At 72.1% G+C, this 23,973-nt stretch carries 22 protein-coding genes and 1 pseudogene; 10 read left to right on the top strand and 13 right to left on the bottom strand.

Annotated elements, in window-relative coordinates; all coding sequences use genetic code 11:
- The 4 genes from ABD297_RS17005 (at window position 1) to ABD297_RS16990 (ending at window position 2,992) form a co-directional block, all read left to right on the top strand.
- The gene (locus tag ABD297_RS17005; protein WP_344256240.1) at window positions 1-1,152 is read left to right on the top strand and encodes a glycosyltransferase; all 1,152 of its coding nucleotides are present in this window, start codon (window positions 1-3) and stop codon (window positions 1,150-1,152) included.
- Window positions 1,149-1,925 carry a hypothetical protein gene (locus ABD297_RS17000; protein WP_344256239.1) on the top strand — a complete coding sequence of 259 codons (777 nt, stop codon included), beginning with the start codon at window positions 1,149-1,151 and terminating at the stop codon, window positions 1,923-1,925. The genes ABD297_RS17005 and ABD297_RS17000 overlap by 4 nt, the downstream gene beginning before the upstream one ends.
- On the top strand, window positions 1,922-2,269 hold the full coding sequence (locus tag ABD297_RS16995; RefSeq protein ID WP_344256238.1) for a hypothetical protein: 348 nt from the start codon (window positions 1,922-1,924) through the stop codon (window positions 2,267-2,269). Before ABD297_RS17000 ends, ABD297_RS16995 begins: the two co-directional genes overlap by 4 nt.
- A gap of 108 nt (window positions 2,270-2,377) precedes the next feature.
- Window positions 2,378-2,992 (top strand): hypothetical protein, encoded by a 615-nt coding sequence (locus ABD297_RS16990; protein WP_344256237.1) that lies wholly within the window; start codon window positions 2,378-2,380, stop codon window positions 2,990-2,992.
- Between the two features lie 112 nt (window positions 2,993-3,104).
- On the opposite strand, the gene ABD297_RS16985 is transcribed toward ABD297_RS16990, so the two are convergent.
- Window positions 3,105-4,091 (bottom strand): MauE/DoxX family redox-associated membrane protein, encoded by a 987-nt coding sequence (locus tag ABD297_RS16985; protein WP_344256236.1) that lies wholly within the window; start codon window positions 4,089-4,091, stop codon window positions 3,105-3,107.
- A 100-nt stretch (window positions 4,092-4,191) separates the two neighbouring features.
- Between ABD297_RS16985 and ABD297_RS16980 the strand changes: the two genes are divergently transcribed.
- Together ABD297_RS16980 and trpS are read left to right on the top strand one after the other, a co-directional pair.
- Window positions 4,192-4,998 carry an exodeoxyribonuclease III gene (locus ABD297_RS16980; RefSeq protein ID WP_344256235.1) on the top strand — a complete coding sequence of 269 codons (807 nt, stop codon included), beginning with the start codon at window positions 4,192-4,194 and terminating at the stop codon, window positions 4,996-4,998.
- A gap of 84 nt (window positions 4,999-5,082) precedes the next feature.
- On the top strand, window positions 5,083-6,132 hold the full coding sequence (gene trpS / locus ABD297_RS16975; protein ID WP_425581189.1) for a tryptophan--tRNA ligase: 1,050 nt from the start codon (window positions 5,083-5,085) through the stop codon (window positions 6,130-6,132).
- A 1-nt stretch (window position 6,133) separates the two neighbouring features.
- Here trpS and ABD297_RS16970 read toward each other — a convergent pair whose 3' ends face one another.
- Window positions 6,134-7,000, bottom strand: a complete 867-nt coding sequence (locus ABD297_RS16970) for a glycosyltransferase family 4 protein (protein ID WP_344256233.1) — start codon at window positions 6,998-7,000, stop codon at window positions 6,134-6,136.
- Window positions 7,001-7,299: 299 nt separating this feature from the next.
- Here ABD297_RS16970 and ABD297_RS16965 point away from each other — a divergent pair, with 299 nt between their 5' ends.
- Both ABD297_RS16965 and ABD297_RS16960 read left to right on the top strand, forming a co-directional pair.
- Window positions 7,300-7,830 carry a 2'-5' RNA ligase family protein gene (locus ABD297_RS16965; protein ID WP_344256232.1) on the top strand — a complete coding sequence of 177 codons (531 nt, stop codon included), beginning with the start codon at window positions 7,300-7,302 and terminating at the stop codon, window positions 7,828-7,830.
- Between the two features lie 2 nt (window positions 7,831-7,832).
- Complete coding sequence (locus tag ABD297_RS16960) at window positions 7,833-8,903, top strand: YihY/virulence factor BrkB family protein (RefSeq protein ID WP_344256231.1); 1,071 nt, start codon at window positions 7,833-7,835, stop codon at window positions 8,901-8,903.
- A 102-nt stretch (window positions 8,904-9,005) separates the two neighbouring features.
- On the opposite strand, the gene ABD297_RS16955 is transcribed toward ABD297_RS16960, so the two are convergent.
- The 6 genes from ABD297_RS16955 to ABD297_RS16930 form a co-directional block, all read right to left on the bottom strand.
- Window positions 9,006-10,490 (bottom strand): D-alanyl-D-alanine carboxypeptidase family protein, encoded by a 1,485-nt coding sequence (locus ABD297_RS16955; RefSeq protein WP_344256230.1) that lies wholly within the window; start codon window positions 10,488-10,490, stop codon window positions 9,006-9,008.
- A 12-nt stretch (window positions 10,491-10,502) separates the two neighbouring features.
- Window positions 10,503-11,612, bottom strand: coding sequence for a glycosyltransferase 87 family protein (locus ABD297_RS16950; RefSeq protein WP_344256229.1), 1,110 nt, complete (start codon window positions 11,610-11,612; stop codon window positions 10,503-10,505).
- Between the two features lie 214 nt (window positions 11,613-11,826).
- On the bottom strand, window positions 11,827-12,570 hold the full coding sequence (locus ABD297_RS16945) for a succinate dehydrogenase/fumarate reductase iron-sulfur subunit (protein WP_344256228.1): 744 nt from the start codon (window positions 12,568-12,570) through the stop codon (window positions 11,827-11,829).
- Between the two features lie 58 nt (window positions 12,571-12,628).
- Entirely contained in the window at window positions 12,629-14,659 is a 2,031-nt protein-coding gene (locus ABD297_RS16940) for a fumarate reductase/succinate dehydrogenase flavoprotein subunit (RefSeq protein WP_344256226.1), read from the bottom strand.
- A 3-nt stretch (window positions 14,660-14,662) separates the two neighbouring features.
- Window positions 14,663-15,385, bottom strand: coding sequence for a succinate dehydrogenase cytochrome b subunit (locus tag ABD297_RS16935; protein ID WP_344256224.1), 723 nt, complete (start codon window positions 15,383-15,385; stop codon window positions 14,663-14,665).
- A 225-nt stretch (window positions 15,386-15,610) separates the two neighbouring features.
- Window positions 15,611-16,789: a glycosyltransferase family 4 protein gene (locus ABD297_RS16930; RefSeq protein ID WP_344256223.1), complete on the bottom strand. Its 1,179-nt coding sequence runs from the start codon at window positions 16,787-16,789 to the stop codon at window positions 15,611-15,613.
- Between the two features lie 102 nt (window positions 16,790-16,891).
- On the opposite strand from ABD297_RS16930, the gene ABD297_RS16925 reads away from it, so the two are divergent.
- Window positions 16,892-17,884 (top strand): SDR family NAD(P)-dependent oxidoreductase, encoded by a 993-nt coding sequence (locus tag ABD297_RS16925; protein WP_344256222.1) that lies wholly within the window; start codon window positions 16,892-16,894, stop codon window positions 17,882-17,884.
- On the opposite strand, the gene ABD297_RS16920 is transcribed toward ABD297_RS16925, so the two are convergent.
- The 4 genes from ABD297_RS16920 to ABD297_RS16905 all read right to left on the bottom strand — a co-directional run bounded on the left by ABD297_RS16920 (window position 17,851) and on the right by ABD297_RS16905 (window position 23,195).
- A complete protein-coding gene (locus tag ABD297_RS16920) occupies window positions 17,851-19,428 on the bottom strand; it encodes a hypothetical protein (RefSeq protein WP_344256221.1) in 1,578 nt (525 codons plus the stop codon). The genes ABD297_RS16925 and ABD297_RS16920 overlap by 34 nt on opposite strands.
- On the bottom strand, window positions 19,425-20,513 hold the full coding sequence (locus ABD297_RS16915; protein WP_344256220.1) for a mannose-1-phosphate guanylyltransferase: 1,089 nt from the start codon (window positions 20,511-20,513) through the stop codon (window positions 19,425-19,427). The genes ABD297_RS16920 and ABD297_RS16915 overlap by 4 nt, the downstream gene beginning before the upstream one ends.
- A gap of 127 nt (window positions 20,514-20,640) precedes the next feature.
- On the bottom strand, window positions 20,641-22,293 hold the full coding sequence (locus tag ABD297_RS16910; protein WP_344256218.1) for an ABC transporter permease: 1,653 nt from the start codon (window positions 22,291-22,293) through the stop codon (window positions 20,641-20,643).
- On the bottom strand, window positions 22,290-23,195 hold the full coding sequence (locus ABD297_RS16905; protein ID WP_344256217.1) for an ABC transporter ATP-binding protein: 906 nt from the start codon (window positions 23,193-23,195) through the stop codon (window positions 22,290-22,292). The genes ABD297_RS16910 and ABD297_RS16905 overlap by 4 nt, the downstream gene beginning before the upstream one ends.
- Before the next feature lie 84 nt (window positions 23,196-23,279).
- Between ABD297_RS16905 and ABD297_RS16900 the strand changes: the two genes are divergently transcribed.
- A complete protein-coding gene (locus ABD297_RS16900; RefSeq protein WP_344256216.1) occupies window positions 23,280-23,795 on the top strand; it encodes a GbsR/MarR family transcriptional regulator in 516 nt (171 codons plus the stop codon).
- A gap of 59 nt (window positions 23,796-23,854) precedes the next feature.
- On the opposite strand, the pseudogene ABD297_RS23735 reads toward ABD297_RS16900, so the two are convergent.
- A pseudogene (locus tag ABD297_RS23735) lies at window positions 23,855-23,973 on the bottom strand (IS30 family transposase); the annotation flags it as partial.

Here is a 23,973-nt window from a genome sequence, read left to right as displayed (position 1 = left end):
GTGGACCTCGTCGTTGCCTCGCTGGAGGCGTGGGACGGCACCTGGCGCCGGAACCAGCATCTCGTGGCAGGGCTCCTGCGTCGCGACCCTCACCTCACGGTGCTGTTCGTCGAGCCGGCCACCGACCCGCTGCACGCGGCGCTCGGCGCGGGGGCGCCACGGCTCGGACGCGGCCTGCGACCCGCCCCCGAGATGGACGGCATACGCCAGCAGTCGCTGTGGCTGCTCGAGCCGACGAAGTGGCTGCCCCGCCGCGTCGACCGGCGGCTCGACCAGCGATGGGCGCAGCAGGTGCTGCGTGCCACCCGGACGCTCGGCATGGAGCGCCCCGTGCTCTGGGTCAACGACCCGAGGGGCTCGCTCCTCGTGGAGGCCACGCAGTGGCCCTCTCTCTACGACGTCACCGACGACTGGACCCTGGCGGAGCGGTCCGCGCCGGAGACCGAGCGCATCACCGACCAGGAGCAGGTGCTGCTCGCCCGGTGCAACGAGGTGGTGGTCTGCTCGCCGGCACTGGCGGCGAGCAAGGGGACGGGGCGGGCGGTCACCCTCGTGCCCAACGGAGTCGACACCTCGGCCTACGCCGTCGCCCACGAACGACCGGCGGACCTGCCCGAGGGCCCCGTCGCCGTCTACGTCGGCACCCTGCACGACGACCGGCTCGACGTCGACCTGTGCGTCGCCACCGCAGAAGCCCTTGCCGGGTCTGGCCACCTCGTGCTCGTCGGCCCGAACGCCCTTGCGGCCGCGCAGGTCTCGCGGCTGGAGACCGCCGGCGTGGAGCTGCTCGGACCTCGTCCCAGCGTTGACGTGCCGGCCTACGTGCAGCACGCCGACGTCCTCGTCGTGCCGCACGTCGTCACGCCCTTCACGGACAGCCTCGACCCCATCAAGCTCTACGAGTACCAAGCGGGTGGACGACCCGTCGTCTCGACCCCGGTTGCCGGGTTCCGTGACGTCGTCGACGACCTGGTGACGGTTGCGTCGCACGAGACCTTCGTCGTCACCGTCGTGGGTGCGATGGCCCGAGCCGGTGGCTCCCCGGGGGCGGTGGCCGACCCTCGCCGGGTGTCCGGCTCGGACTGGTCCCGTCGCGTGGACCAGATGGTCGACGTCCTGGGACGCCTCGGGGCGCGCAGGGGCGCCACGTGACAGGGTCGGGGCGCCCGGCGACGTTCCACGTCCGCGCCCTCGGCGCCACGGTCGGGGTCGACGTGCCTGACGACAGGCTCCGACCGCTCGCCCGGGTGGCGTGGTCGATGTCGTCCGTCCGGCCCGTGGCCGGCGCGCCGGTCGTCTCGGCGCCAGGTCTCGAGGACTCCGCCGGCCCCGACGACGTGGCACAGGCGCTTCAGGCACTGACCCAGTCCGTGACACGCGCCGCCATCGCCGCTCGCACCGGGCAGCTGATGATGTTCCACGCAGGGGGACTCTGCGACCAGGTCTCCGGAGCCACCGTCGCCCTGGTCGCGCCGGGCGGCACCGGCAAGACGACGCTCGTGCGCACGCTCGGACCGGGGCGTGGCTACGTCTCCGACGAGACCGTGGGGGTGACGGCGGACGGGCACGTCGAGCCGTACTGCAAACCGCTGTCGGTGCGGCGACCCGACACGGGACAACCCAAGGACGAGGTCGCCCCGGAGTCGCTCGGCCTCTGCCCCCCGCAGGTGCGGCCCTGGTTGGCAGGGATGGTCCTGCTGCGCCGTGACCTCCAGGCCGGCGAGACGGTGCGGGTCGAGCCCGTGGAGCTGCTCGACGCCCTCGTGCTGCTGGCGCCCGAGACCTCTGCACTCGCTACCTTCGACCGACCGCTCCGCCGCCTCGCCGACCTCGTGGAGTCGGCTGGTGGCCTGCGCCGGGTCCGCTACCACGACGCCGCGGACCTCGAGCCCGTCGTGCGCGAGGTCCTGGGGAGGTCGAGATGAGCGACGACGTGCACCCGCTGGGTCCCGCGACCGTGCTGAGCCGCGGTGTCATCCGTGACGAGCTGGTCACCGACGAGGGGACCGTCGTCCTCGTCGCGGACCCGCCGTTGCACCGGGTCGCGCGGCTGTCCCCGATCGGTGTCGAGATCCTCGACCTCGTGGGCGAGGCCTGCTCCCTGGCCCAGCTGGTCGAGGGGGTGACGGAGCGGTTCGGCGCACCCCCGGACGGCCTCGGAGACCCGGCAGAGCTCGTCGCCGCCGCGGTCCGTGAACTGGTCGAGGCCACGGTCCTCGTGGCCGTTCCTGAGCACAAAAAGGACCTTTGGGACGACCTGCCGTCATGATGTCCGCGCAATGGACGAAGGTGTGCGTTTTCAGGCATCCGGGGTGCCCGGCTCGGGTATGTTGACGCTTGACTCGGGGGGGTCAGTCATCGAGTGGGGGATACATTCATGTCACACAACCATGGCGCCGACTCGGCGCCTCCGAGCCGGCGTTCGGTCGTCAAGGGCGCTGCCTGGGCAGTGCCTGCTGTCGTGGTCGCGGGGGCGGCTCCCACGGTGGCAGCCTCGTCCGGACCGCTGAGCTTCACCGGTGGGGCCTGCAAGCTCCCCGGCAACGCCAACGACATCTTCAAGGGCTACGTCTTCGAGCTGACTGCGGTCAACACGCTCGGCCCGGGTCCGACCACGGGTGTCACGGTCATCACGAACGTGCGGATCAACGGCGTCCCCGTCACTGGGTACCAGGTCGTCGTCAAGAGCGGCACGACGTGCTCGTGCGCGACGTGCACGCCGCCCTTGTCGACGGTGTGCAACACGTTCTGCACGCCGGACGGCGAGGTGCAGCGCATCTTCGTCTACACCAACAGCCAGGCCAACAGCCAGAACACCTCGTTCAGCCTGGACTACCAGCGCTACGAGTGCAGCACCTGCGCCGCGATCGACCCGACGCCGGTCAGCATCTCGAGCGGCACGCTGTCGACGCCTCCCGCGACGGGCGGCGGCGGCTCGTGCAACATCCAGGGTGCGGTTCCTCCGCCCCCGCTCAACGCGGCCTGCGCCTGACACCGTCGGGCAACCGGACACGACGACGGCCTCGGCCCCCACGGGGGCCGGGGCCGTCATCGCTGCCACGACACGACGCGCTGCCGCCGAACGGGGACGCCCGACCGCGGTCTCAGGCGCCGAGGGCGGCCTCGAGCTCTGCGCGGATGTCGTCGACGAACTCCGGCACGGCGGTGCTCCCGGTGATCGGCCCTCCCGCGAGCAGCCCGTCGGCCCCGAGCAGCAGGGCGCTGGGCGTGCGCAGGTCGAACGTCTCGTAGACCAGGCCCTCGGTGTCGTGGACGCTCAGCGGCTCCTGCGTCGAGCCGAGTGTCGAGCTCTCCGGCCCGAAGCGCAGCACGAGGCGGACGTCGAGCTGAGGCAGCTGCTCACGCCACACGGGGGCGGCCTCGATGACCGGCAGGCAGCTGCCGCAGGTCTCCGAGACGTAGAGGAGCAGCTGGGGTCGCTCGGCGCTCAGCGCGCGCAGGGTGCTCGTCGAGCCGTCACCGAGCGTCACGGGCAGGGCCGGTGTCCGCTGACGCACGTAGTCGCCCTCCTCGTCCACGGTCGGGACGCGAGCCGCCTCGACACCTGATGCGCTCGTGGCACCCGCCACCAGCCAGGTCGTGACGGCCGCCGCCACTGCGCCACCGAGCCACCACCACGGCAGCCGGCCGTCGGCGATGCGTGCGACGACCGAGGAGCCGCCGGCCGCGCCGACGAGCGCGCCGACCGCCACCACGACCAGCCACGCGTTGCGCACCACGGTGCGCCGCGTGATCCGGCCGGGCGCGAACTCACCGAAGCACGCGCACTCGACGTCCTCGTCGAACCCCAGCGCCCGCACCACGAGGACGAGGTATGACGTGAAGAGCAGCAGGGTGGCCGCCGCGACGACGACACCGAGCGATCCACCGCTGACGACGAGCGCCACGGCCAGCAGCAGCTCGACCCACGGAAGAGCCTGCACGACAAGGGAGCCCGAGAGCACGGACGGCACGCGGAGGTCTCGGAACGCCTCGGCCGAGGCCGTCGGGGCGCGCAGCTTGCCGACAGCGCTGACCACGAGGACGACCGCGAGGACGACGGGCGCGAGGGCGAGGGCATCGGTGGGCACGTCGCATTCTAGGCAGCACACGGCATACCACCGCGGGTGATCGTGCGATCCCGTGGGGCGGGCAGGGAGGGCGCCACACGGGTCCTGCACAATCGGGCCCATGCGCGTCGTCACCGCCAACGTCAACGGGATCCGAGCTGCCGCACGACGAGGCATGGTGCCGTGGCTCCAGCAGGTCGCACCTGACGTGCTGTGCCTCCAGGAGGTGCGCGCCGACGACACCGAGCTCGCCAAGGTGCTCGCCGACGCCGGCCTCGCGCACTGGTCGGTGGCCCACACCGAGGGCACGGCCAAGGGACGGGCGGGCGTCGCCGTCGCCACGCGCGATCCGCACACCGCCGTGCGGGTGGGCCTAGACGGGGCGTTCGCCGACGAGGGGCGATGGGTCGAGGCCGACGTCATGACGCCCGCCGGAGCACTCACGGTCGTCTCGGCCTACGTCCACACCGGCGAGGCGGGGACTGACCGGCAGGACGTCAAGATGGCGTTCCTCGACGCGATGACCCGGCGCATGCAGCGGGCCGCCGCCGACGGCGCCCTCGCCCTCGTCACCGGCGACCTCAACGTCGCCCACCGTGAGGCCGACCTCAAGAACTGGAAGGGCAACCTCAAGAAGGCCGGCTTCCTGCCCGAGGAGCGCGCCGTCCTCGACGGCTGGCTCGCCGACGGAGCGTGGGTCGACGTGCAGCGCAGGCACGCCGGTGACGTCCCGGGCCCGTACTCGTGGTGGTCGTGGCGCGGCAAGGCGTTCGACAACGACGCCGGCTGGCGAATCGACTACCAGCTCGCGACGTCGCGTCTCGCGGCCACCGTGCGTGACGTCTTCGTCGGTCGGGCGCCCACGTATGCCGAGCGGTGGAGCGACCACGCCCCCGTCGTCGTCGACTACGACCTCGAGAGCGACTGAGGCGCGCGACCCGACGCGTGGACCAGCGCGAAGCAGCCGGGGCCAGCAGGGACGCATCGGACCGGTTCGGGCCCGTGGCCGGCGATGGGCCAGAATGCACCCATGTCCTCGACGCCCTCCCTGCCGACCACGACGCCCCGCAGCCTCTCCGGCATGCAGCCGACGAGCGACTCGCTCCACCTCGGCAACTACATCGGGGCGCTCGTCGAGTGGGTCCGTCTGCAGGAGACCCACGACGCCTTCTACTTCGTCGCCGACCTGCACGCGCTGACCGTCGCGCCCGACCCCGAGGTCCTGCGCGAGCGGACGCGCATCACCGCGGCCCAGTTCATCGCCGGCGGCGTCGACCCGGCCCGCTCCACCCTCTTCGTGCAGAGCCACATCGCTCAGCACACCGAGCTCTACTGGGTGCTCGGCACCCTGACCGGCTTCGGTGAGGCCAGCCGCATGACGCAGTTCAAGGACAAGTCGGCCAAGGGCACCAACACCAACGTCGGGCTCTTCGCCTACCCGGTCCTGCAGGCCGCCGACATCCTCATCTACGACGCGAACGTCGTGCCGGTCGGGGAGGACCAGCGCCAGCACCTCGAGCTCTCCCGCGACCTGGCCGGCCGCTTCAACCAGCGCTTCGGCGACACCCTCGTCGTGCCCGAGCCGCACATCATGAAAGCCACGGCCAAGATCCAGGACCTCCAGGAGCCGACGGCCAAGATGAGCAAGTCCGCGGCCTCCGACGCCGGCCTCGTGAGCCTGCTCGACGAGCCGGCGCGCATCGCCAAGAAGATCCGCTCGGCCGTCACCGACACCGAGCGCGAGATCCGCTTCGACGAGGCGGCCAAGCCCGGCATCTCCAACCTCCTCTCGATCCACTCCGCCCTGTCGGGGACGCCGGTGGCGACGCTCGAGGAGGACTATGCCGGCAGGGGCTACGGCGACCTGAAGAAGGACGTCGCCGAGGTCGTCGTCGAGGCCGTGACGCCGTTCCGCACCCGGACGCTCGAGCTGATGGCCGACCCGGCGGAGCTCGACCGCATCCTGGCCGACGGCGCCGAGCGCGCTCGTGCCGTGGCCGAGGCGACGGTCCGTCGCGTCTACGACAAGGTCGGCCTGCTTCGCAGCTCCTCGCGGGCCTGACTCACGGCGCCGTCGAGGACTCCCAGGCGCCGGGGGCCAGGAGGTCGTCCCAGAACGTCGTGACCTGGTGGAGGTCCGTCACCGCCCGGCGCGCCGAGGATCCCAGCCGGGCGCGCAGCTCGGGGTCCTCCCACACCCGCGACAAGGCGCCCGCCAGGGCTGCCGGGTCGCCGGCGGGCACGACCAGTGCCGTCTCACCGTCGCGGACGTAGTCACGCGTGCCGTTGACGTCGGTCGCCACGACCGCCCGGCCAGCAGCCATGGCGTCGAGGAGGACGAGCGGCCCGGCGGGCAGGTCGGTGTCGTGCATGACGACGGCCACGACCTCCGCATCGCGGGTCAGCACCCGGCCGAGCTCTGGTGGTGGCATGTCGATGACGCGGACGCGGTCGCGCACCCCCGGCGGCAGCGACAGGGGTCTGCCGGGAGCGATGACGGCCTGCACCTCCGTCTTCGTCTGGTCGATCGCCTGCACGAGCGTGTCCCAGTCACGATGTGCCCATCCGGCGGAGTAGACGTACGTCGACGGCAGCCCGCGTCCGGCGCTCTCGCCCACAGCCGGGTCGGGTGCTCCGTCCCCGGGTCCGGTCGGGTCCGGCACCGGCCAGCGCACGAACCGGCAGCGGCCGGGATCGACGTCGAAGCGTCGTGCCAGCATGGTGGCGTCGCCCGTCCGGATGACGACGAACTCGTCGACGGAGGCGAACAACCGCCTCGCCAACGGACGGGGCAGCTCTCGGCGCGGGGCGAGGACATCGAAGACGACGACGTGCAGCCGTCGGTTGAGCAGCTTGGCGAGCCGGGCGGTGACGGCGGCCTCGGCTCCGACGGTGGCCAGCACGAGCGTTCGAGAGTGTCTGGCGGTCACGGCCAGCCGTCCCGCGTGAACCAGCTGGGTCAGGAGGCCGCGAACCCGTCCCTGGCCCCAGTCAGACGGGCGCCGCACGAGCCGCACGCCGTACTCAGGGGGCGGTGTCCCGAAGGCCCACGTCCAGGGAACCGAGAGGGTCGCACCGGGAGGTCGCCCGGATGCCCTGTGCTCGCTGCGGAACATGGGTGGACGGTAGCGCCTGACGCACCCCGTGTGGCGCTGCGACGTGCGCCTCGATCCGTGGTTGTTCAGACCCCGGCACATTCCGGGCGCGTGACTTCGGTACGGTCAGGGGCGTGAGTGTTGCGCGCCCGACGACGATCGGCGTCTCGATCCCGATCCCGGCTCCGCACGGTGACTACCTCCAGCGCCGTCGTGCCGACTTCGGCGACCCCCAGGCGTGGCAGATCCCGGCCCACATCACCCTGCTGCCGCCGACCGAGGTCGATCAGGAGGCGTATGCCGCCTTCCGCAGCCACTGCGCGGACGTTGCCGCCGCGCACTCCGCCTTCGACGTCGTCCTGCGCGGCACCGGCACCTTCCGTCCGCTCTCGGACGTCGTCTTCATCCAGGTCGCGCGCGGGGTCTCGAACTGCGAGTCGCTCGAGCGTGCGCTGCGTTCCGGACCGGTGCGTCGCGACCTCGACTTCTACTACCACCCGCACGTGACGGTGGCGCACAACGTGCCGTCGGAGTCGCTCGACCGGGCGTTCGGCGAGCTGGCCGACTACTCGGTCGCCTTCCCCGTCGGCGCGTACCACCTGTACGAGCTCGGTGAGGACGGCGTGTGGCGTCCGGTGCACGAGTTCGCCCTCGTCGGGAGCTGAGCGTGCCGGCGTTCCAGACCGCGCTGGACCGGCTCAAGGCGACGCGTGCCTTCCACGCGTGGACCCGCTACGGGGAGGCCAACGGCGACCTGCTCGCCGCGGGGGTCGGCTACTTCGCGTTCTTCTCGATCTTCCCGGCGCTGGCGCTCGCCTTCGCGATCTTCGGCTTCGTGCTCCGCGGGCGCCCCGACCTCGTCGAGACCATCGCGGAGTCGCTCAACGCGACCCTGCCCGGGATGGTCAAGACGGCCGGTCACCCCGATGGCATCATCAGCGTGCAGGCGCCGGCCAGCCTGACGCTCACCATCACCGGCATCGTCTCCTTCGTCACCCTGCTGCTGGCGGGCCTCGGCTGGGTCGGCGCGCTGCGGACGGGCATCCGTGGCGTCTTCGGCCTCGAGGCGTCGAGCGACAACATGGTGCGCACCAAGGGCCGTGACCTCTTCGTCCTCGTGACGCTGGGCCTGGCGATCGCGGTGTCGGCGATCCTGACGAGCGCCATCGGGGGTCTTGCCGAGCGGGTGGCGGGCTGGATCGGCTTGGCGGGCAACGGCTTCCTCGTCGGCCTGCTCGGCCTGCTGGCCGGGATCGTCTTCGACACCCTCATCCTCGTCGTGCTCCTGCGGATGCTGTCGGGGGTGCGGCTTCCGATGCACCACGTGCGTCAGGGCGCCGTGCTCGGGGCCGTCATCCTCACGGTGCTCAAGCTCTTCGGCGGCTTCCTCGTGAGCCATGCGACCGCCAACCCGCTGCTCGGCGCCGTCGCCGTCGCGGTGGGGCTGCTCTTCTGGCTCAACCTCATGTCCAAGGTCATCCTGCTCTCGGCCGCGTGGACCGCGAACGTAGCCGGCCTCGGCAGCGCCGACACCGACACGGTTCGGTATGCCGTGGAGCCCGCCCCGTCGGAGGCTCCCGTTCCCGTCGTCCCCGCCGCGACTGCGGCCTCCGGGAGGGTCGTCGCGGAGTCGTCACGCGCCACCGACCGCGCGAGCCTGGCGGCCGGTGCGGTTATCGGGGCGTTCGCCGTGTCTGCGGTGCGCGGGGTGCGTCGGGTCAGGCGTCACCGGGCCTGAGCGCTCCGGACCCCCACGGCGTCCGGGTCGCCGAGGCACCCGCGGGCTGCTCGGCCGGTCGCCACCTGGCGACGGGCACTCGGCCCCGGTGGTGGCGGCCCGTCAGCGACGCGCGGCCCTGCGTCGGCGCAGGCCGAGGACGAGGAGCGTGGCCGCCGTCGTCACGACGACCCCGGCGGCGGCGAGCACCGCGAGCGACATGGTCCGGTCCAGCGACGTCGCCGCCAGAGCCGCGGCGGACAGCGGCGCGGGTGTGCCCGTGCCGCCAGACGGCCCGGAGCCGCCTCCGGATCCCGTGCCCGTGGCACCGTCGGTGGGCAGGGCGGGCAGCGTCGGCGCAGGGGAGGGTGCGCGAGCCTCGCCCGGGTCGACGAGGCGGCCGACGGGGGTCACCCGGTCGGCGTTGGCGAAGCCCCAGTCGAGAAGCGCCGCCGTGGGCTTCCACGACCCCGTGATGCTGCCCATCTGGCTGACGATGAGCGTGCGACCGCCGCGGGTGGCGGCCCCGATGAACGTGTGCTGCGCGCGGTCGGTGCGGCCCGGCTTGATGCCGATGGCGCCGGGGTAGTGCGCCAGCAGCTCGTTGATGTTGTAGACGTGGAAGGCGGGCCACACCTTGCCCCGGGCGTCCTTGCCGCCGGGGAAGACCGTGTCGCGCTTGGTGATGGTGGCGCGGAAGTCGGGCAGGCGCATCGCGTCGCGGCCGATGACCGCGAGGTCGTAGGCGCTCGAGCGCTGCGCGCCGTCGTCGAGGCCGCTGGGGTCGACGGTGAGCGTGTCGTGCGCCCCGACCTCGTCGGCCTTCTGGTTCATCAGGGCGGCCGTCTCCTCGTAGCCGCCGGCGGCGTCGGCGAGCGCGTAGACGGCGTCGTTGGCCGAGAACATCAGCATCGCGTCGAAGAGGCTCGAGACGGGGTAGCGGTTGCCGGCGAGGACGCCGACGCGCGAGCCCGCGGCGTCCTGGGCGTCCTGTCCGGCCACGACGACCTGGTGCGGGTCGAGGCGCGGCATCAGGGTCAGGGCGGTGAGCGTCTTGAGCGTGCTCGCCGGTCGCAGCCAGGCGTGCGGTGACTTGGCGGCGAGGATCTCACCGGTGTCGAGGTCGGCGATGACGTAGGAGACGTCGTAGACCGCCGGAGGTGCCGGCACCGACACCGGGCGGTCGACGATGACTCCCGTCTCGGCGAGGCGCGAGCCGCCGACGACGGTGTCCGGCTGCCAGGCCGCGTGCGGGAACGGGACGGGCGGCGCGTTGCGACAGACCAGATGCATCTTCGGTGGCTTCGAGGTCTTGCCCGCGCCGGCCGACGCCGACCCCGGCGCCTGCACGAGCTGCTCGTCCGCCGGGAAGACCCGGGGCGCGAGCGCCGTGCCCGCAGGTACGGCCTGCTGCGTCTGCCACGGTGCGCAGGTCGACGCCGTGGCCCGGACCGACGAGACCACAGCGGCACGGGGGAGAGCAGTGGCACCCGCGGCGGGGACGGCATACGTGCTCGTCAGGGTGAGCCCCAGCGCGACGGCACCGAGCGTCGCGCCCGCGGCCGGAGTCGTCCACGGGCGGCGTCGGAGGAGGGCAGGAGGCGTCATCGCCGGGAAAGACTAACCCCGAGACACGTACGCAGGTTGGATGTCGGCGGTGCGGTCCCCGGACATCGTGACGCGGGCCGAGGCAGCCAAGAGGGCGAGCTCGCCGAGCATGGTGGCGTCGGTCGGCACCCAACCCGGAGTTCCACAGGACAGGATGAGGCCCGAGGCAGCGATGAGGACGGCTCGGGTCCACGCGTCTCCCACAGCGAACAGCGCCGCCGCGAGCGGCAGGACCACGAGCCCGTAGGACGGCTGGTTGACCTGGACCACCAGCATCACGGCCGCTGCCGACCCGAGGCCGATGACTGCGTGGTGGGCTGGCGAACGACGTCGGGCTGCGACGACGACGAGTCCCGCGGTGGCCGCGAACAGCAGGGCGCGCAGGAACCAGACGACGGGACTGTCGAGCTCGTGCCGGACGCCGAAGCCCCAGAGGGAAGGATTGCTGCCGACACCCGTCGTCGCGCCGCTCAGCACCCGGGGCAGGACGACCGTGACGAACTCCGCCGGCGCACGCAGCAGCGGGATGGTCGCCAGGTTGAGCAGGAGGGGGATGGCTGCCGCGAGGGCCAGCGCGCGGTACCTGCGTTCGACGAGGAGCACGAGAGCCAAGGTGGCGGCCATCGGTTTGATGGCCACAGCGAGACCGATCAGCACGGCCGCCGTGTGCCACCTGAGGTGCTGCATCGCCACGAGCGTCCACCCTGCAAGGGCGGCGACCGCCCACGAGAGGTTGGCGTATCCCAGCGTCTCGGTCCCGACGGATGAGAGCGTCATCACGATGACGAAGCACGCTGCGACCGGTCCGCACCAACGGGCTCCGACGAGAGCCGCCAGAGCTGCACCCAGTGCCACAGCCGCGACCACCGTCAACAGCTGGCCTCCTGCGACGAAGAGCCGATTGTCGACCAGCGCCGCCGGGGCGAAGAGTAGTGCTGCGGAGGGCGGGTAGACGAAGGGACTGTGCCCCGGGACCACGACGTACGGGTCGCCCGTGCGCAACAGGTTGCGGGCGCCGTCCCAGGTGGCCTCGATGTCGGTGCCGTAGTACCAGAGCGACCGCACCCTGAGGCTCTGGACGAGCAGGACCACCGCTGCGGCGGTCCACGCCAGGATCAGCATCGGGCGACGTGTCGCCGGACCCACCGTCACACTGCTTGTCGTCGCCGAACCCGTCATGACCCCTGTCCTGTCCCTGCGCCTCCGACCGTTCGGGGACGTTAGCAGCCGAGCGCGGGGAGGCTCGAGCGTTTCGACAAAGTGCCGAACGCGAACGACCCGCCCCGGAGGTCCGGGGCGAGTCGTCGGTGGATCTGTGCGATCGGCGCGTCGCGCGTCACTCTCCGCGCATCAGGGCGCCGCGCAGGTCCTTGTTGAGCTGGTTGATGACGTCGAGCGGGATCTCCTTCGGGCACGCCGAGGAGCAGGCGCCGACGTTGGTGCAGCCGCCGAAGCCCTCGTGGTCGTGCTGGGTCACCATGCTGACGACACGGGCGTCGCGCTCCGGCTGGCCCTGGGGGAGCTCACCGAGGTGCGTGATCTTGGCGCCCATGAAGAGCATGCCGGACGCGTTGGGGCACGCCGCCACGCACGCGCCGCAGCCGATGCAGGCCGCTGCCATGAAGGCGCGGTCGGCCTTGGGCTTGGGCACCGGCACCGAGTGGGCCTCCGGCGCCGAGCCGGTGTTGGCGCTGATGAAGCCGCCGGCCTGGATGATCCGGTCGAAGCTGCTCCGGTCGACGACGAGGTCCTTGATGACCGGGAACGCGTCGGCACGCCACGGCTCGATCGTGATCTCGTCGCCGTCGGAGAAGCTGCGCATGTGCAGCTGGCACGTCGTGGTGACCTCGGGGCCGTGGGCCTTGCCGGAGATCATCAGGCCGCACATGCCACAGATGCCCTCGCGACAGTCGGAGTCGAACGCGATCGGCTCCTCGCCGCGGGCGTTGAGCTGCTCGTTGAGGACGTCGAGCATCTCGAGGAAGCTCATGTCCTCGGAGATGTCGGTGACCGGGTAGGTCACCATCTCGCCCTTGGCCTTGGGGCCGGACTGGCGCCAGATCTTGAGGGTCAGGTTCATCGGGGTCCTCGCAAAGTATCGGAGTGAGGTACGAACGGAGAACTTTGTGGGGTGGTCTTCACTTGTAGCTCCGCTGCTTCATCTCGACGAATTCGTAGACCAGGTCTTCCTTGTGCAGCACGGGCGTCCCGTCCTGACCGCCCCACTCCCACGCGGCGACGTAGGCGTACTCGTCGTCGTGACGCAGCGCCTCGCCGTCCTCGGTCTGGGACTCGGCGCGGAAGTGGCCGCCGCAGGACTCGCGGCGGTGCAGGGCGTCGATGCACATCAGCTCACCGAGCTCGAGGAAGTCGGCGACGCGGCCGGCCTTCTCGAGGCTCTGGTTGAGGGTGTCGGCGCTGCCGAGCACCTTGACGTTGCGCCAGAACTCGTCGCGCAGGCCGCGGATGAGGTCGATGGCCTTGAGCAGCCCCTCCTCGGAGCGCTCCATGCCGCAGTACTCCCACATGATGTTGCCGAGCTCCTTGTGGAAGGAGTCGACCGAGCGGTCTCCGTTGATGGAGAGCAGCTTCTGCACGCGGGCGTCGACCGAGGCGCGGGCCTCGACGACGGCCTCGTTGGACTCCTCGAGCTTGGGGAAGGGGCCCTTGGCGAGGTAGTCGCGGATGGTGTTCGGCAGCACGAAGTAGCCGTCGGCCAGTCCCTGCATGAGGGCCGACGCACCGAGGCGGTTGGCCCCGTGGTCGGAGAAGTTCGCCTCACCGGAGACGAAGAGACCCGGGATGCTCGACTGCAGGTCGTAGTCGACCCAGAGGCCACCCATCGTGTAGTGCACCGCGGGGTAGATGCGCATGGGCACCTGGTAGGGGTTCTCACCCGTGATCCGCTGGTACATGTCGAGCAGGTTGCCGTACTTCTCCGCGACGGCCTCGGCGCTCATGCGCTTGAGGGCGTCGGTGAAGTCGAGGTAGACGCCGCGACGGAAGTCGCCGACCTTGGGGCCGACACCGCGACCCTCGTCGCAGACGTTCTTGGCCTGGCGGCTCGCGATGTCACGCGGGACGAGGTTGCCGAAGGAGGGGTAGATCCGCTCGAGGTAGTAGTCGCGGTCCTCCTCGGGGATCTCGCGCGGGTCCTTCTCGCAGTCGGCGGCGTTCTTGGGCACCCAGATGCGGCCGTCGTTGCGCAGCGACTCCGACATCAACGTCAGCTTGCTCTGGTGCTCGCCGGCCACCGGGATGCAGGTCGGGTGGATCTGCGTGTAGCAGGGGTTGGCGAAGTGCGCACCCTTGCGGTGCGCACGCCACGTCGCGGTGACGTTGCTGCCCATCGCGTTGGTCGAGAGGAAGAAGACGTTGCCGTAGCCGCCGGAGGCCAGCACGACGGCGTCGGCGAGGTGCGTCTCGATCTCGCCGGTGACGAGGTCGCGGGCGATGATGCCGCGGGCCTTGCCGTCGACGACGATGACCTCGAGCATCTCGTGCCGGCTGAACATCTCGACGGTGCCGGCCGCGACCTGGCGCTCGAGCGCCTGGTAGGCGCCGATGAGCAGCTGCTGACCCGTCTGGCCGCGCGCGTAGAAGGTGCGCGAGACCTGGACGCCGCCGAAGGAGCGGTTGTCGAGCAGGCCGCCGTACTCGCGGGCGAAGGGCACGCCCTGCGCGACGCACTGGTCGATGATGTTGGCGCTGACCTCGGCGAGTCGGTAGACGTTCGACTCGCGCGAGCGGTAGTCGCCGCCCTTGACGGTGTCGTAGAAGAGACGGAAGGTCGAGTCCCCGTCCTCCTTGTAGTTCTTGGCGGCGTTGATGCCACCCTGCGCGGCGATCGAGTGCGCGCGCCGCGGGGAGTCCTGGTAGCAGAAGGACTTCACGTTGTAGCCGGCCTCGCCGAGCGTCGCGGCTGCCGCTCCACCGGCGAGCCCGGTGCCGACGATGATGACGGTGAGCTTGCGTCGGTTGGCCGGGTTGACGAGCGCTGCCTCGAACTTGCGCTTGTCCCAACGGGACTCGATGGGGCCCTTCGGCGCCTTCGTGTCGACGATGGGGTCGCCCTCGGTGTAGAGGCCGTGCACGACGCCGGGCGCCGCCTCACGGGTCGGGGCGGGAGCCTCGGGCGTGATGGTGCTGGCTGTCTGGGTGTCGGTCATGGATCAGTTCCCCTTGACGATTCCGAACAGGATGGCGAGCGGCGGGAGCGCGAAGCCCACGGCGGTCACCAGCGCGATGACGGTGGCGGTGGCCTTGGCGGTCCGGCGCGACTTGGCGCTGTTGGTCCAGCCGAGGGTCTGCGAGGCGCTCCACACGCCGTGCCACAGGTGCATGCCGAGGGCGACGAGCGCCAGCACGTAGATGAGGACGACCCACCACACCTGGAAGCTCGAGATGACGAGCTTGCCGGCGCTGTCACCGGCGGCCTCGGGGCCGACGTTGATCTTGAGGATCGTGAACTGCAGGAGGTGCCACACGAGGAAGAGCAGCAGCGCGACGCCGCCCCAGCGCATCATCCGGCTCCGGATGCTCGCCTGCGCGGCCTGCTTGGCCACGTAGCGCGTGGTGCGCGCGCCCTTGGCGCGGCTCCACAGGTAGAAGGCGGAGTAGGCGTGCGCGACGAGCGCGACGACGAGCAGCACGCGGAAGAGCCAGAGGAACCCGCCGAAGGGCAGGATCGGCATCAGGATGGTGCGCAGGTGCAGGGCGTACTCGTCGAACGCCGCGACGCCGCCGAAGATCTTGAGGTTGCCGTACATGTGCAGCAGCACGTAGAACACGAAGAGCGCGCCCGACAGGGCCATGAGCAGCTTCATGAACACGGTGGTGCGGCGTGCCGACGCAGGTCGAGGAGTTCCCGTCGCTGGGAGAGTGTTGGTGGCCACGTGCGCACCCTATCCCCGCGGTTTCCGCACCTGACTTCCTACCCGCTGGTATCGCCCCTGTTGTGACAATCTCAACAACAACCTTGGACATCGAGGGCGTATGCCGTCCGCCTCGGCCGGGTGGGCGCCTGTCCTGCCCCGCGTCGTCCCTCCGGCGGCCCTGGAGCTGGATGGTCCCGCCGGTCCGGCTGCCGGTCCGGCTGCCGGTCCCGCGGCGCGTGGGCGTCACGCCACGCGAGCGGGGCGCCGTGCCCGGATGACGCGGTCGTAGTGCCGCGAGAGGTCCTCGGTCACGACCGCCCACGAGCGGGCACGCACACGTTCGTGAGCGCGCCGTCCCAGGTGTGCGGCGTGGTCGGGGGAGTCGAGCACGCGGCATACCTGCGCCCGCAGGTCACCCGGCCGGTCGGGGTCGAAGAGGTAGCCGTTGTCGGCGTCGGTCACGAGGTCGACCGGTCCGCCGCGGCGGGGTGCGACGACGGGCAGCCCTGTCGCACCGGCCTCCTGCAGGGTCTGCCCGAAGGTCTCGGAGGTGCCGGTGTGGACGAAGACGTCGAGGCAGGCGTAGGCGCGGGCGAGGTCGTCGCCCGTCCGCGACCCGAGGAGCACGGGCGGCCGGTTGGGCCGTCCCGGTGATGCGGCCACGGCCTCGGCGAGGGCCGCGCCGACCGCGCCGCGAGAGGGACCGTCCCCGACCACGACGAGGCGGGACCGTGGGAGGTCGGCCAGCTCGGCGAGCCTCTCCACCTCCTTCTCGGGGGCGAGCCGGCCGACGTAGCCGACGAGCCGCTCCCCGTCGGGCGCCAGCTCCCGACGCAGGGAGCGGGTCAGGGCATCGAGCCGCCACGTCGGGTTGAAGAGGGCCGCGTCCACGCCGCGGCCCCACTGCTCGACGCGCGGCACGTCCTGGGCCACGAGGTCGGCCATGGCGCAGGAGGAGGGCGCGAGGGTGAGGTCGGCCCAGGAGTGGATGCGACGGATCCAGCGCCACGTGGCGGCTGCCGTGGCGGCGCCCGCCGGCCCCGGGGTGTGCTGGCGGACGTAGGCGGCGACGTCGGTCTGGAAGACGGCGACCGTCGGCAGGTCGAGCCTGCGCGCCGTCGCGAGCCCGCGAGCCCCGAGCACGAAGGGGCTCGCGACGTGCACCACGTCGGGGGAGAAGTCCACGAGGAGTCGCTCGATCTCCGGCGTCGGCAGGCCGACGTCGAACTGGCGCACGGGCACCGAGGCCACGCGGTGGACGGGCGCCCCGTCGAAGGTGTCGGGCCCCTGCGCCCGGGTCCGCGGCGCGACGACGACCACCTCGTCGCCCCGACGGTGCAGCTGCTCGACGACGCGGCAGACGCTCGTCGTGACGCCGTTGACGGCCGGGAGGAAGGACTCGGTGACGATGGCGACGCGCACAGCCCAACCGTCCCGAGGTCGGCGCCGGCCCGGGCGACGCCCCGGGGTGCGGCGGGTGACGGCTTGGTGACGTCCTCGTGCGGTCCACCTAGGGTGAGGGCCATGGTGCTCCACGAAGCGGCAGCGGCGGTCGACTGGGTCATGGACAAGTCGTTGGTCCTGGGCTACACGAAGATCGGGCCGGCGGTGCGTCGGGCCTGGTGGCCGAGCGACCCGGCGCCCGGCGCCCTCACGGGCCGTCACGTGCTCGTGACGGGTGCGAGCGGTGGACTCGGCCTCGCCACGGCCCGCGGGCTCGCGCGGCTCGGCGCGGCCGTCCACCTCACCGGCCGCGACGCGGGCCGCCTCGAGGACGCGCGTACGCGGCTGCTCGACGAGCGGCCCCGCGCCGAGGTGACGACCCACGTCGCCGACGTCAGCGACCTCGCCGCGACCGCGGAGTTCGGCCGTCGGCTCTCCCGCGAGGTGCCGCACCTGCACGCGGTCGTGCACAACGCCGGCGTCATGCCGCCCAAGCGCACCACGACTCCGGAGGGGCACGAGCTGACGCTCGCCACCCACGTCCTCGGGCCGCACGTGCTGACCTACGGGCTGCGCGCGGCGCTGGCCGGCGGGCGCGTCGTCGTCGTGACGTCCGGCGGCGCCTACGGCCAGCGGCTCGACGTCGAGGACCCGGAGTACACCCGGGGTGACTACTCGGGTGTGACCGCCTATGCCCGGACCAAGCGCATGCAGCTCGTCATGACCGAGCTCTGGGCCCGTGACCTCGCCGCCGACGGCATCCGCGTCCACTCGATGCACCCGGGCTGGGCCGACACCCCCGGCGTCACCGACTCGCTGCCCCGCTTCGCCGCCCTCACCGGGCCGCTCCTGCGCGACGCCGACTCGGGCGCCGACACCGCCGTGTGGCTCACCGCCACCGGCGACCCGATCGGCACCGGCGGCTTCTGGCACGACCGGCGTCGCCGGTCGACGCACTACGCGCCCGTCGGCGTCGAGACGCCCGAGCAGGTGGCGCGGCTCTGGGACTACGTCCGAGAGGTGACGGGCGTCCCCGCGGCTCAGCTCGGGACGGACGTGCCCGGCGCGACGTAGAGGCTGGTCTTGACGCAGACCTGTGAGCGCGACGTCGGCACGCACGTGTAGCCGTTGCCGACGAGGGCACGCACCTTGGCCACGTAGGCGTTCCACTGCGGGGAGTTCGGCTCGTCCCGGATCGTCTGGTCGACGATGAGCGCGTCGGCGCTGGGCAGGCACGCGAGGATGCCGTCGAGGACGGCGCTGCTCTCGAACGGGTAGTGGTGGAACCGCGGGCACACCAGCGCGTAGGAGCGCAGGCCGACGGCGTGGGCCCCGTCGTCGTTCGAACCGGCCCGGGCGTAGGTGTGCACGCGCGGCTGCTGGGTGATGACGGCGCTGTCGACGGAGTCGTGAGAGAGGGCGACGATGCGGCTCGGGACCTCACGCGCGGACTCGAGGTAGTAGTAGGGGTGGAGGGCGCCTCCCAGGAGGAAGGCGACGAGCACCGCGGTCCCGGCGACGCGGGCCGGGTGCCACTGCTGCTCTCCGGGCGTATGCCGTGGGGAGAGTCGCAGGGCCACGAGGACGAGCGCGAGGCAGCCGGCCACGTAGAGGGACTGGCTGTGGTGGGGCCACGGGGCCGTGGCGGCGATGACGACGATCGCCGCCACCAGGGTGGCCACCGTGAGGTCCCGGACGAGCTCCGGCTGCGCCAGGGGTGGGTTCTCCTCGGCGCCGGTCGCCTCCCGGTCGCCGCCGCGTGCGCCCCGTGCGCCGCGACCGCCCGCGCGACCGCCCGTCACCAGGACCAGGGCCACGGCGGCGATGGTGACGAGCCCGCCGCCGCGCCCGTCCTCGGGCATCGCGTTGAGCAGGTGTCCGACGACGCTGCCGTAGCGCGACTGCGCCAGGTCGCCGTCGGCGTAGTCGAGGTTGGAGGTGATGCTCGTGACGAACCCGCCGAGCTCGCCCCGCGCGTAGAGCCCCGCGACGACCGCGGCACTGACGACCAGGGCGCTCACCACGGCCCGCGCGAACCCGCGCCACGACCGGTGGTGCCAGGCCGCCGTGACCACGGCGACGGCCGCGATCGGGACCATGATCTCCTTGCTGAAGAGCAGGACCCCGGTCAGCGCGCCGGCGAGGACCCAGCGGCGCCGCACCGCGAGCGCGGTGGTCGCGAGGCAGAGGGCGACCCCCGGCAGGTGGGTCATCCCCGGGCCGTACGCGGCCCCGGTGACGACGACCGGCACGCCCGCCAGCGTCACGAGCAGGGCCAGGCCGCGACGGACCCCGGCGGAGCGGCACAGCGAGAGCACGGCCCAGCACGCCAGCGCGACCCAGGCGACCTCGAGCACGATGTCGGCGTAGCGGGACACGAGTCGCACGACGGCGATCTCGTCGTAGAAGAGCGGCCCCTTGTTGTCCCAGACGTCGACGTAGAGGCGGTCCCCCGCGAGGACCCGCTCGGCCATGGAGATGTAGCTGCCGTGGTCACCGAAGAGCGTCGGGACCGTGCGCGGCCACGTCACCAGCCACACCAGTGCGACGGTCACGGGCAGCGCCACCGTCGCCGGGGGCGGGCCGACCCGGCGACGTGCCCCGGCGAGCCTGCTCATGTCAGCTCGGTGCGGCCCTGGGCCGTCAGGGTCTCGACGACCTGCTTGACCTCCTGGGCCCGGTCGGGGCGGGTGATGAGCAGGGCGTCCTGGGTGTCGATGACGACGAGGTCCTCGACCCCGATGAGCGCGACGAGGCGGCCACCGGCGGCCACGGTGGCCGTCGAGTCGATGCTGATGATGTCGTCGGACGGGCCGATCGCGGTGATGCCGGGCAGCGAGCTCGACTCCGCGACGAGCCTGGTGAGGGAGGCGAAGTCGCCGACGTCGTCCCAGCCGAGGGCGGCGGGCACGACGGCGACGCGACCCGCTGCTGCTGCGGGCTCGGCGACCGCGTGGTCGATGGCGATCTTGTGCAGGGACGGCCAGAGGTCGGCCATCCGGCGAGGGTCGCCGGCGATGGTGCGCAGGCTGTCGACCATGTCGGCGTGGTTCTCCGCCAGCAGCTCGAGCAGCGTCGTCGCGCCGACGACGAACATGCCTGCGTTCCAACGGTACTCACCGCTGTCGACATAGCGGGTGGCGGTCTCGAGGTCGGGCTTCTCGACGAACTCGTCGACCCGGTGGGCGCTCGGTGCGCCCGCGACGACGAGCGGCTCGCCCAGCCGGATGTAGCCGAAGCCGGTGGCGGGCTCCGTCGGGTCGATGCCGATCGTCGCGAGCTCGCCGCGGCGGGCCAGGACGACGGCCTCGGCGACGGCGCGCCGGAAGTTGTCCGGCTCGGTGATGACGTGGTCGGCCGCGAAGGAGCCCAGGACGGCCTCGGGGTCGCGGCGCTCGAGGATGGCAGCGGCCAGGCCGATGGCGGGCATCGAGTCGCGGGGCGAGGGCTCGCCGACGACCGCGTCGTAGCCGAGCATCGGCAGCTGGCGGCGGACCGCGTCCTCGTGGGCGACCCCGGTGACGACGAGGATCCGGTCGCCGACGAGGGGCTCGAGCCGGTCCCACGTCGCGCGCAGCAGCGACTGCCCGGAACCGGTCAGGTCGTGCAGGAACTTGGGGGAGTGGCGCCGGGAGATGGGCCACAGCCGCGTGCCGGACCCACCGGCGGGGATCACGGCCCAGAAGCCCGGTATGCCTGTCATGGGGCACACCGTACCGAGGCGCGGCACGCTGTCCCGGCCAAAGCGCCCGGACTCGGGGCAGCCGTCCGCCGTAGGTCGTATGCCGTGTGCCGTCGGTCCCCGGGTCGCCTGCGACCCGGCGCGGTCGTCAGCCGATGTCGCGCCGTCGCAGGGCGACGAGGCCGGCCGCGCCGACGGCCGAGGCGACGACGGTCAGGGCGAGGAGCGGCACCCACTCGAGGGTGCCCCCGGGCAGCGCCGGCAGGTGCGTGAACGGGGAGAGGTCGACGAGCCAGCCGGGCAGGTCGAGCAGGTCGCCGAACTCGCCGAGCAGCAGGAAGACGATGAGCGCGGCCCACGCCAGCCCGGTGAAGCGAGGCAGCGCTCCGTAGAGCACGAGGGCGACGGACGTGGCGACCCACACGGCCGGCAGCGTCGAGAGGGCCGCTCCCGTGAGGCGCGCGACCGTTCCCCCGATGTCGCCGGCATCGGCTCCGTGGACGAGGCCGGCCACGGCGGCACTGACGACCAGGACGAGCGCCGAGACGAGGACGGCCAGTGCCACGTGGCCGAGGGCCCACGCCAGGCGCCTTGCCGGGGTCGCGAGGAGCGCCTCCAGGCGGCCCGTCGTCTCCTCGGTGTGCATCCGCGTGACGAGCGCGATCGACAGGGCCGATGCGCCGATGGCGGCGAAGTGCAGCTCCGTCGAGAAGTAGATGTCGGTGATGGACCCGGCGTCGCCCCCCATCGCCCTCAGGAAGTCGGCGACCTGGGGGGAGTCCACGAAGGTCTGGACGCTGCCGGCGATGGAGCCGAGCACGAGGCCGAGCACGACGTAGGCGACGAGCCAGCCGATGACGGTGCCCCGGGCGAGTCGCCGCGTCAGGGCGCCGGTGGTGCCGATGTCGCTGCGGTCGTGGCCTGCCCGGCTCGGCAGCACCCCGGCCCCGAGGTCGCGTCGGTCCAGCAGCGAGAAGGCGACGGCCACGAGCACGGCGTAGAGCGCGACGCCGAGCGCTGCCACCCAGTACCGGTTCTCGCCGTAGGGCGAGACCTTGACGCCCCACCCGAGCGGCGAGAGCCAGGAGAGGAGGCGGGCCGGGCTGTCGGCGGCCGCGGTGTCGCCGACCGCGCGGACGAGGAAGGCGACGGCGAGCGCCCCGAGGGACCATCCGGCGGTGCCACGCGTGCTCGACGTCAGTTGCGCCGCGACGGCCGTGACGCCGACCCAGGAGAGGCCGACGACGAGCCAGCAGACCCCGAGGGCGACCGACCCCGCCGGGTCGAGCCCGACGGCGACCGACCACACGACGGTCAGGACGACGGTGAGCAGCACGGCGACGGTGCCGAGCAGCACCGCGGCTGCCAGCGCCGCCCGGCGTCCGACGACCCCGGCGCCGAGCAGCTCGAGGCGACCGGCCTCCTCCTCCGTGCGGGTGTGGCGCCGGACCACGACGTAGGCGAGCAGGGCGAGGAAGACGGCGCCGAGCAGCACCGACTTGAAGGTCGCGATCGAGTCGATGCCGAGACTGGAGATGGGCCCGTACATCGCGACGAGTGCGGGGTTGGCCAACGTCGGCGCCATCGACTCCTGAGCGGTCCTGAGGTCGGGGAAGAGCTCGAACGTCGCCTCCGCCGAGAGCGCGACGAACGCCGCGAGGCCGATGGCGCTGACCGGCACGAGCACCCGGTCCCGGCGTGCGGCGAGGCGCAGGAGCGACAGCGTGCCGGTGAGGCCGGCGCCGGCAGCGCGTGGGGCCGGGCGCGCGGTGGGGCTCGGAGCAGACGCGAGGGTGGTCACGGGGTCACCGCCGATGCCCTGCGGTACTGCTCCATGAAGAGCTCCTCGAGTGTGGGTGGGGCACTCGTCAGGGCCGTGATCCCGTGGGTGCCGAGCAGCTCGAGCAGCCGGCCGAGGTCGTCGCTCCCGACGGTGCACGTCACGTGGTCCCCGTCCACCGTGACGTCCGCGACTCCCGGCAGCGACTCGACCTGTGCTGCGTCGACTCGATGGGCGAGCGTCGCCCGGACGGTCGTGCGGGACAGGTGCCGCAGCTGGGCCAGGGTGCCGGACTCGACGTTGCGCCCCTCGCGGATGATGCTGACGCGGTCGCACACCTGCTCCACCTCGGAGAGGATGTGGCTCGAGAGCAGCACCGTGCCGCCGGCCTCCCGGAACTCGTGGACGACCTCGCGGAAGACCGCCTCCATGAGCGGGTCGAGGCCCGAGGTCGGCTCGTCGAGCAGCAGCAGCTCGACGTCGGAGGAGAGCGCCGCGACGAGGGCGACCTTCTGCCGGTTGCCCTTGGAGTAGGAGCGGCCCTTCTTCGTCGGGTCGAGGTCGAAGCGCTCGATCATCTCGGCTCGGCGCCTCTCGTCGACCCCGCCCCGCAGCCGCGCGAGGACGTCGATGACCTCGCCGCCGGTGAGGTTGGGCCACAGGGCCACGTCACCGGGCACGTAGGCGAGCCGTCGGTGCAGCGTCTCGACCTCGCGCCACGGGTCCCCGCCGAGGAGGGTGGCGTGACCGCCGTCGGCCCGCAGCAGCCCGAGCAGGATCCGCAGGGTCGTGGACTTGCCGGCCCCGTTGGGTCCGAGGAAGCCGTGGATCTCACCGGTCGCCACGTCGAGGTCCAGCCCGTCGAGGGCGACCGTGCGTCCGAAGCTCTTGTGCAGCCCCTGCACCTGGATCGCGGAAGTCATGCATCGACGGTACACAACATTCACGGTTTACTGAATGTTGTGACGGTGACGATAGGGTCGGCGCAGGCGCACGGAGGAGGAGCGGTGACGAGAGCACGACCGGAGCCCGAGCGCGACGACCGCGCGGTCTCGGCCTACGTCGAGCGCTTCGGCGACACCCTCACCGACGCCGGTATGCCGCGGCTGGCCTCGCGCGTCTTCGCGCAGCTGCTCGCCGACGACGACGGACGCATGACCGCGGCCGAGCTGACCGAGGCCCTCGACGTCAGCCCGGCGGCCGTCTCCGGCGCGGTGCGCTACCTCACCCAGACCTACCTCATCGGCAAGGAGCGCGAGCGCGGGTCGCGCCGCGACGTCTACGTCGTGCAGGCCGATGCCTGGCACGGGGCCATGCTCTCGCGCGACCGGGTGCTGGCCCAGATCGAGACGAGCCTGCGGGCGGGCGTCCCCGCCGTCGGGGGCCTCGGGACCGCCGCCGGGCGCCGTCTCCAGCTGTCGGTCGCCTTCCTCGAGTTCCTCGGCGAGCGGCTCGGTGCCCTCGAGGGGGAGTGGGCCGAGGTCAAGGCCGAGGTCACCCGCGGCTGGCCCACCGACCCCTGACTCTCCCCACCCCTCCACCGTCGAGAGGCCAAACTTCGCGGGTCCTCCACCGGGCGGTTTCAAAGAGCTGTTGCAACGAGGTGGTGGTTGAGGGCTTCGGCGGGGTTTCTCCAGTTCAGGGTTTCACGGGGGCGCCCGTTGAGCTCGCGGGCGACCTCGTCGAGGTCGGCTTGGCTAT

The sequence above is a fragment of the Terrabacter carboxydivorans genome, assembly GCF_039532035.1.
Lineage (GTDB): Bacteria > Actinomycetota > Actinomycetes > Actinomycetales > Dermatophilaceae > Terrabacter > Terrabacter carboxydivorans.
Note: the sequence above shows the minus strand (reverse complement) of the source record. Positions and strands in the feature narration are given on the sequence as shown.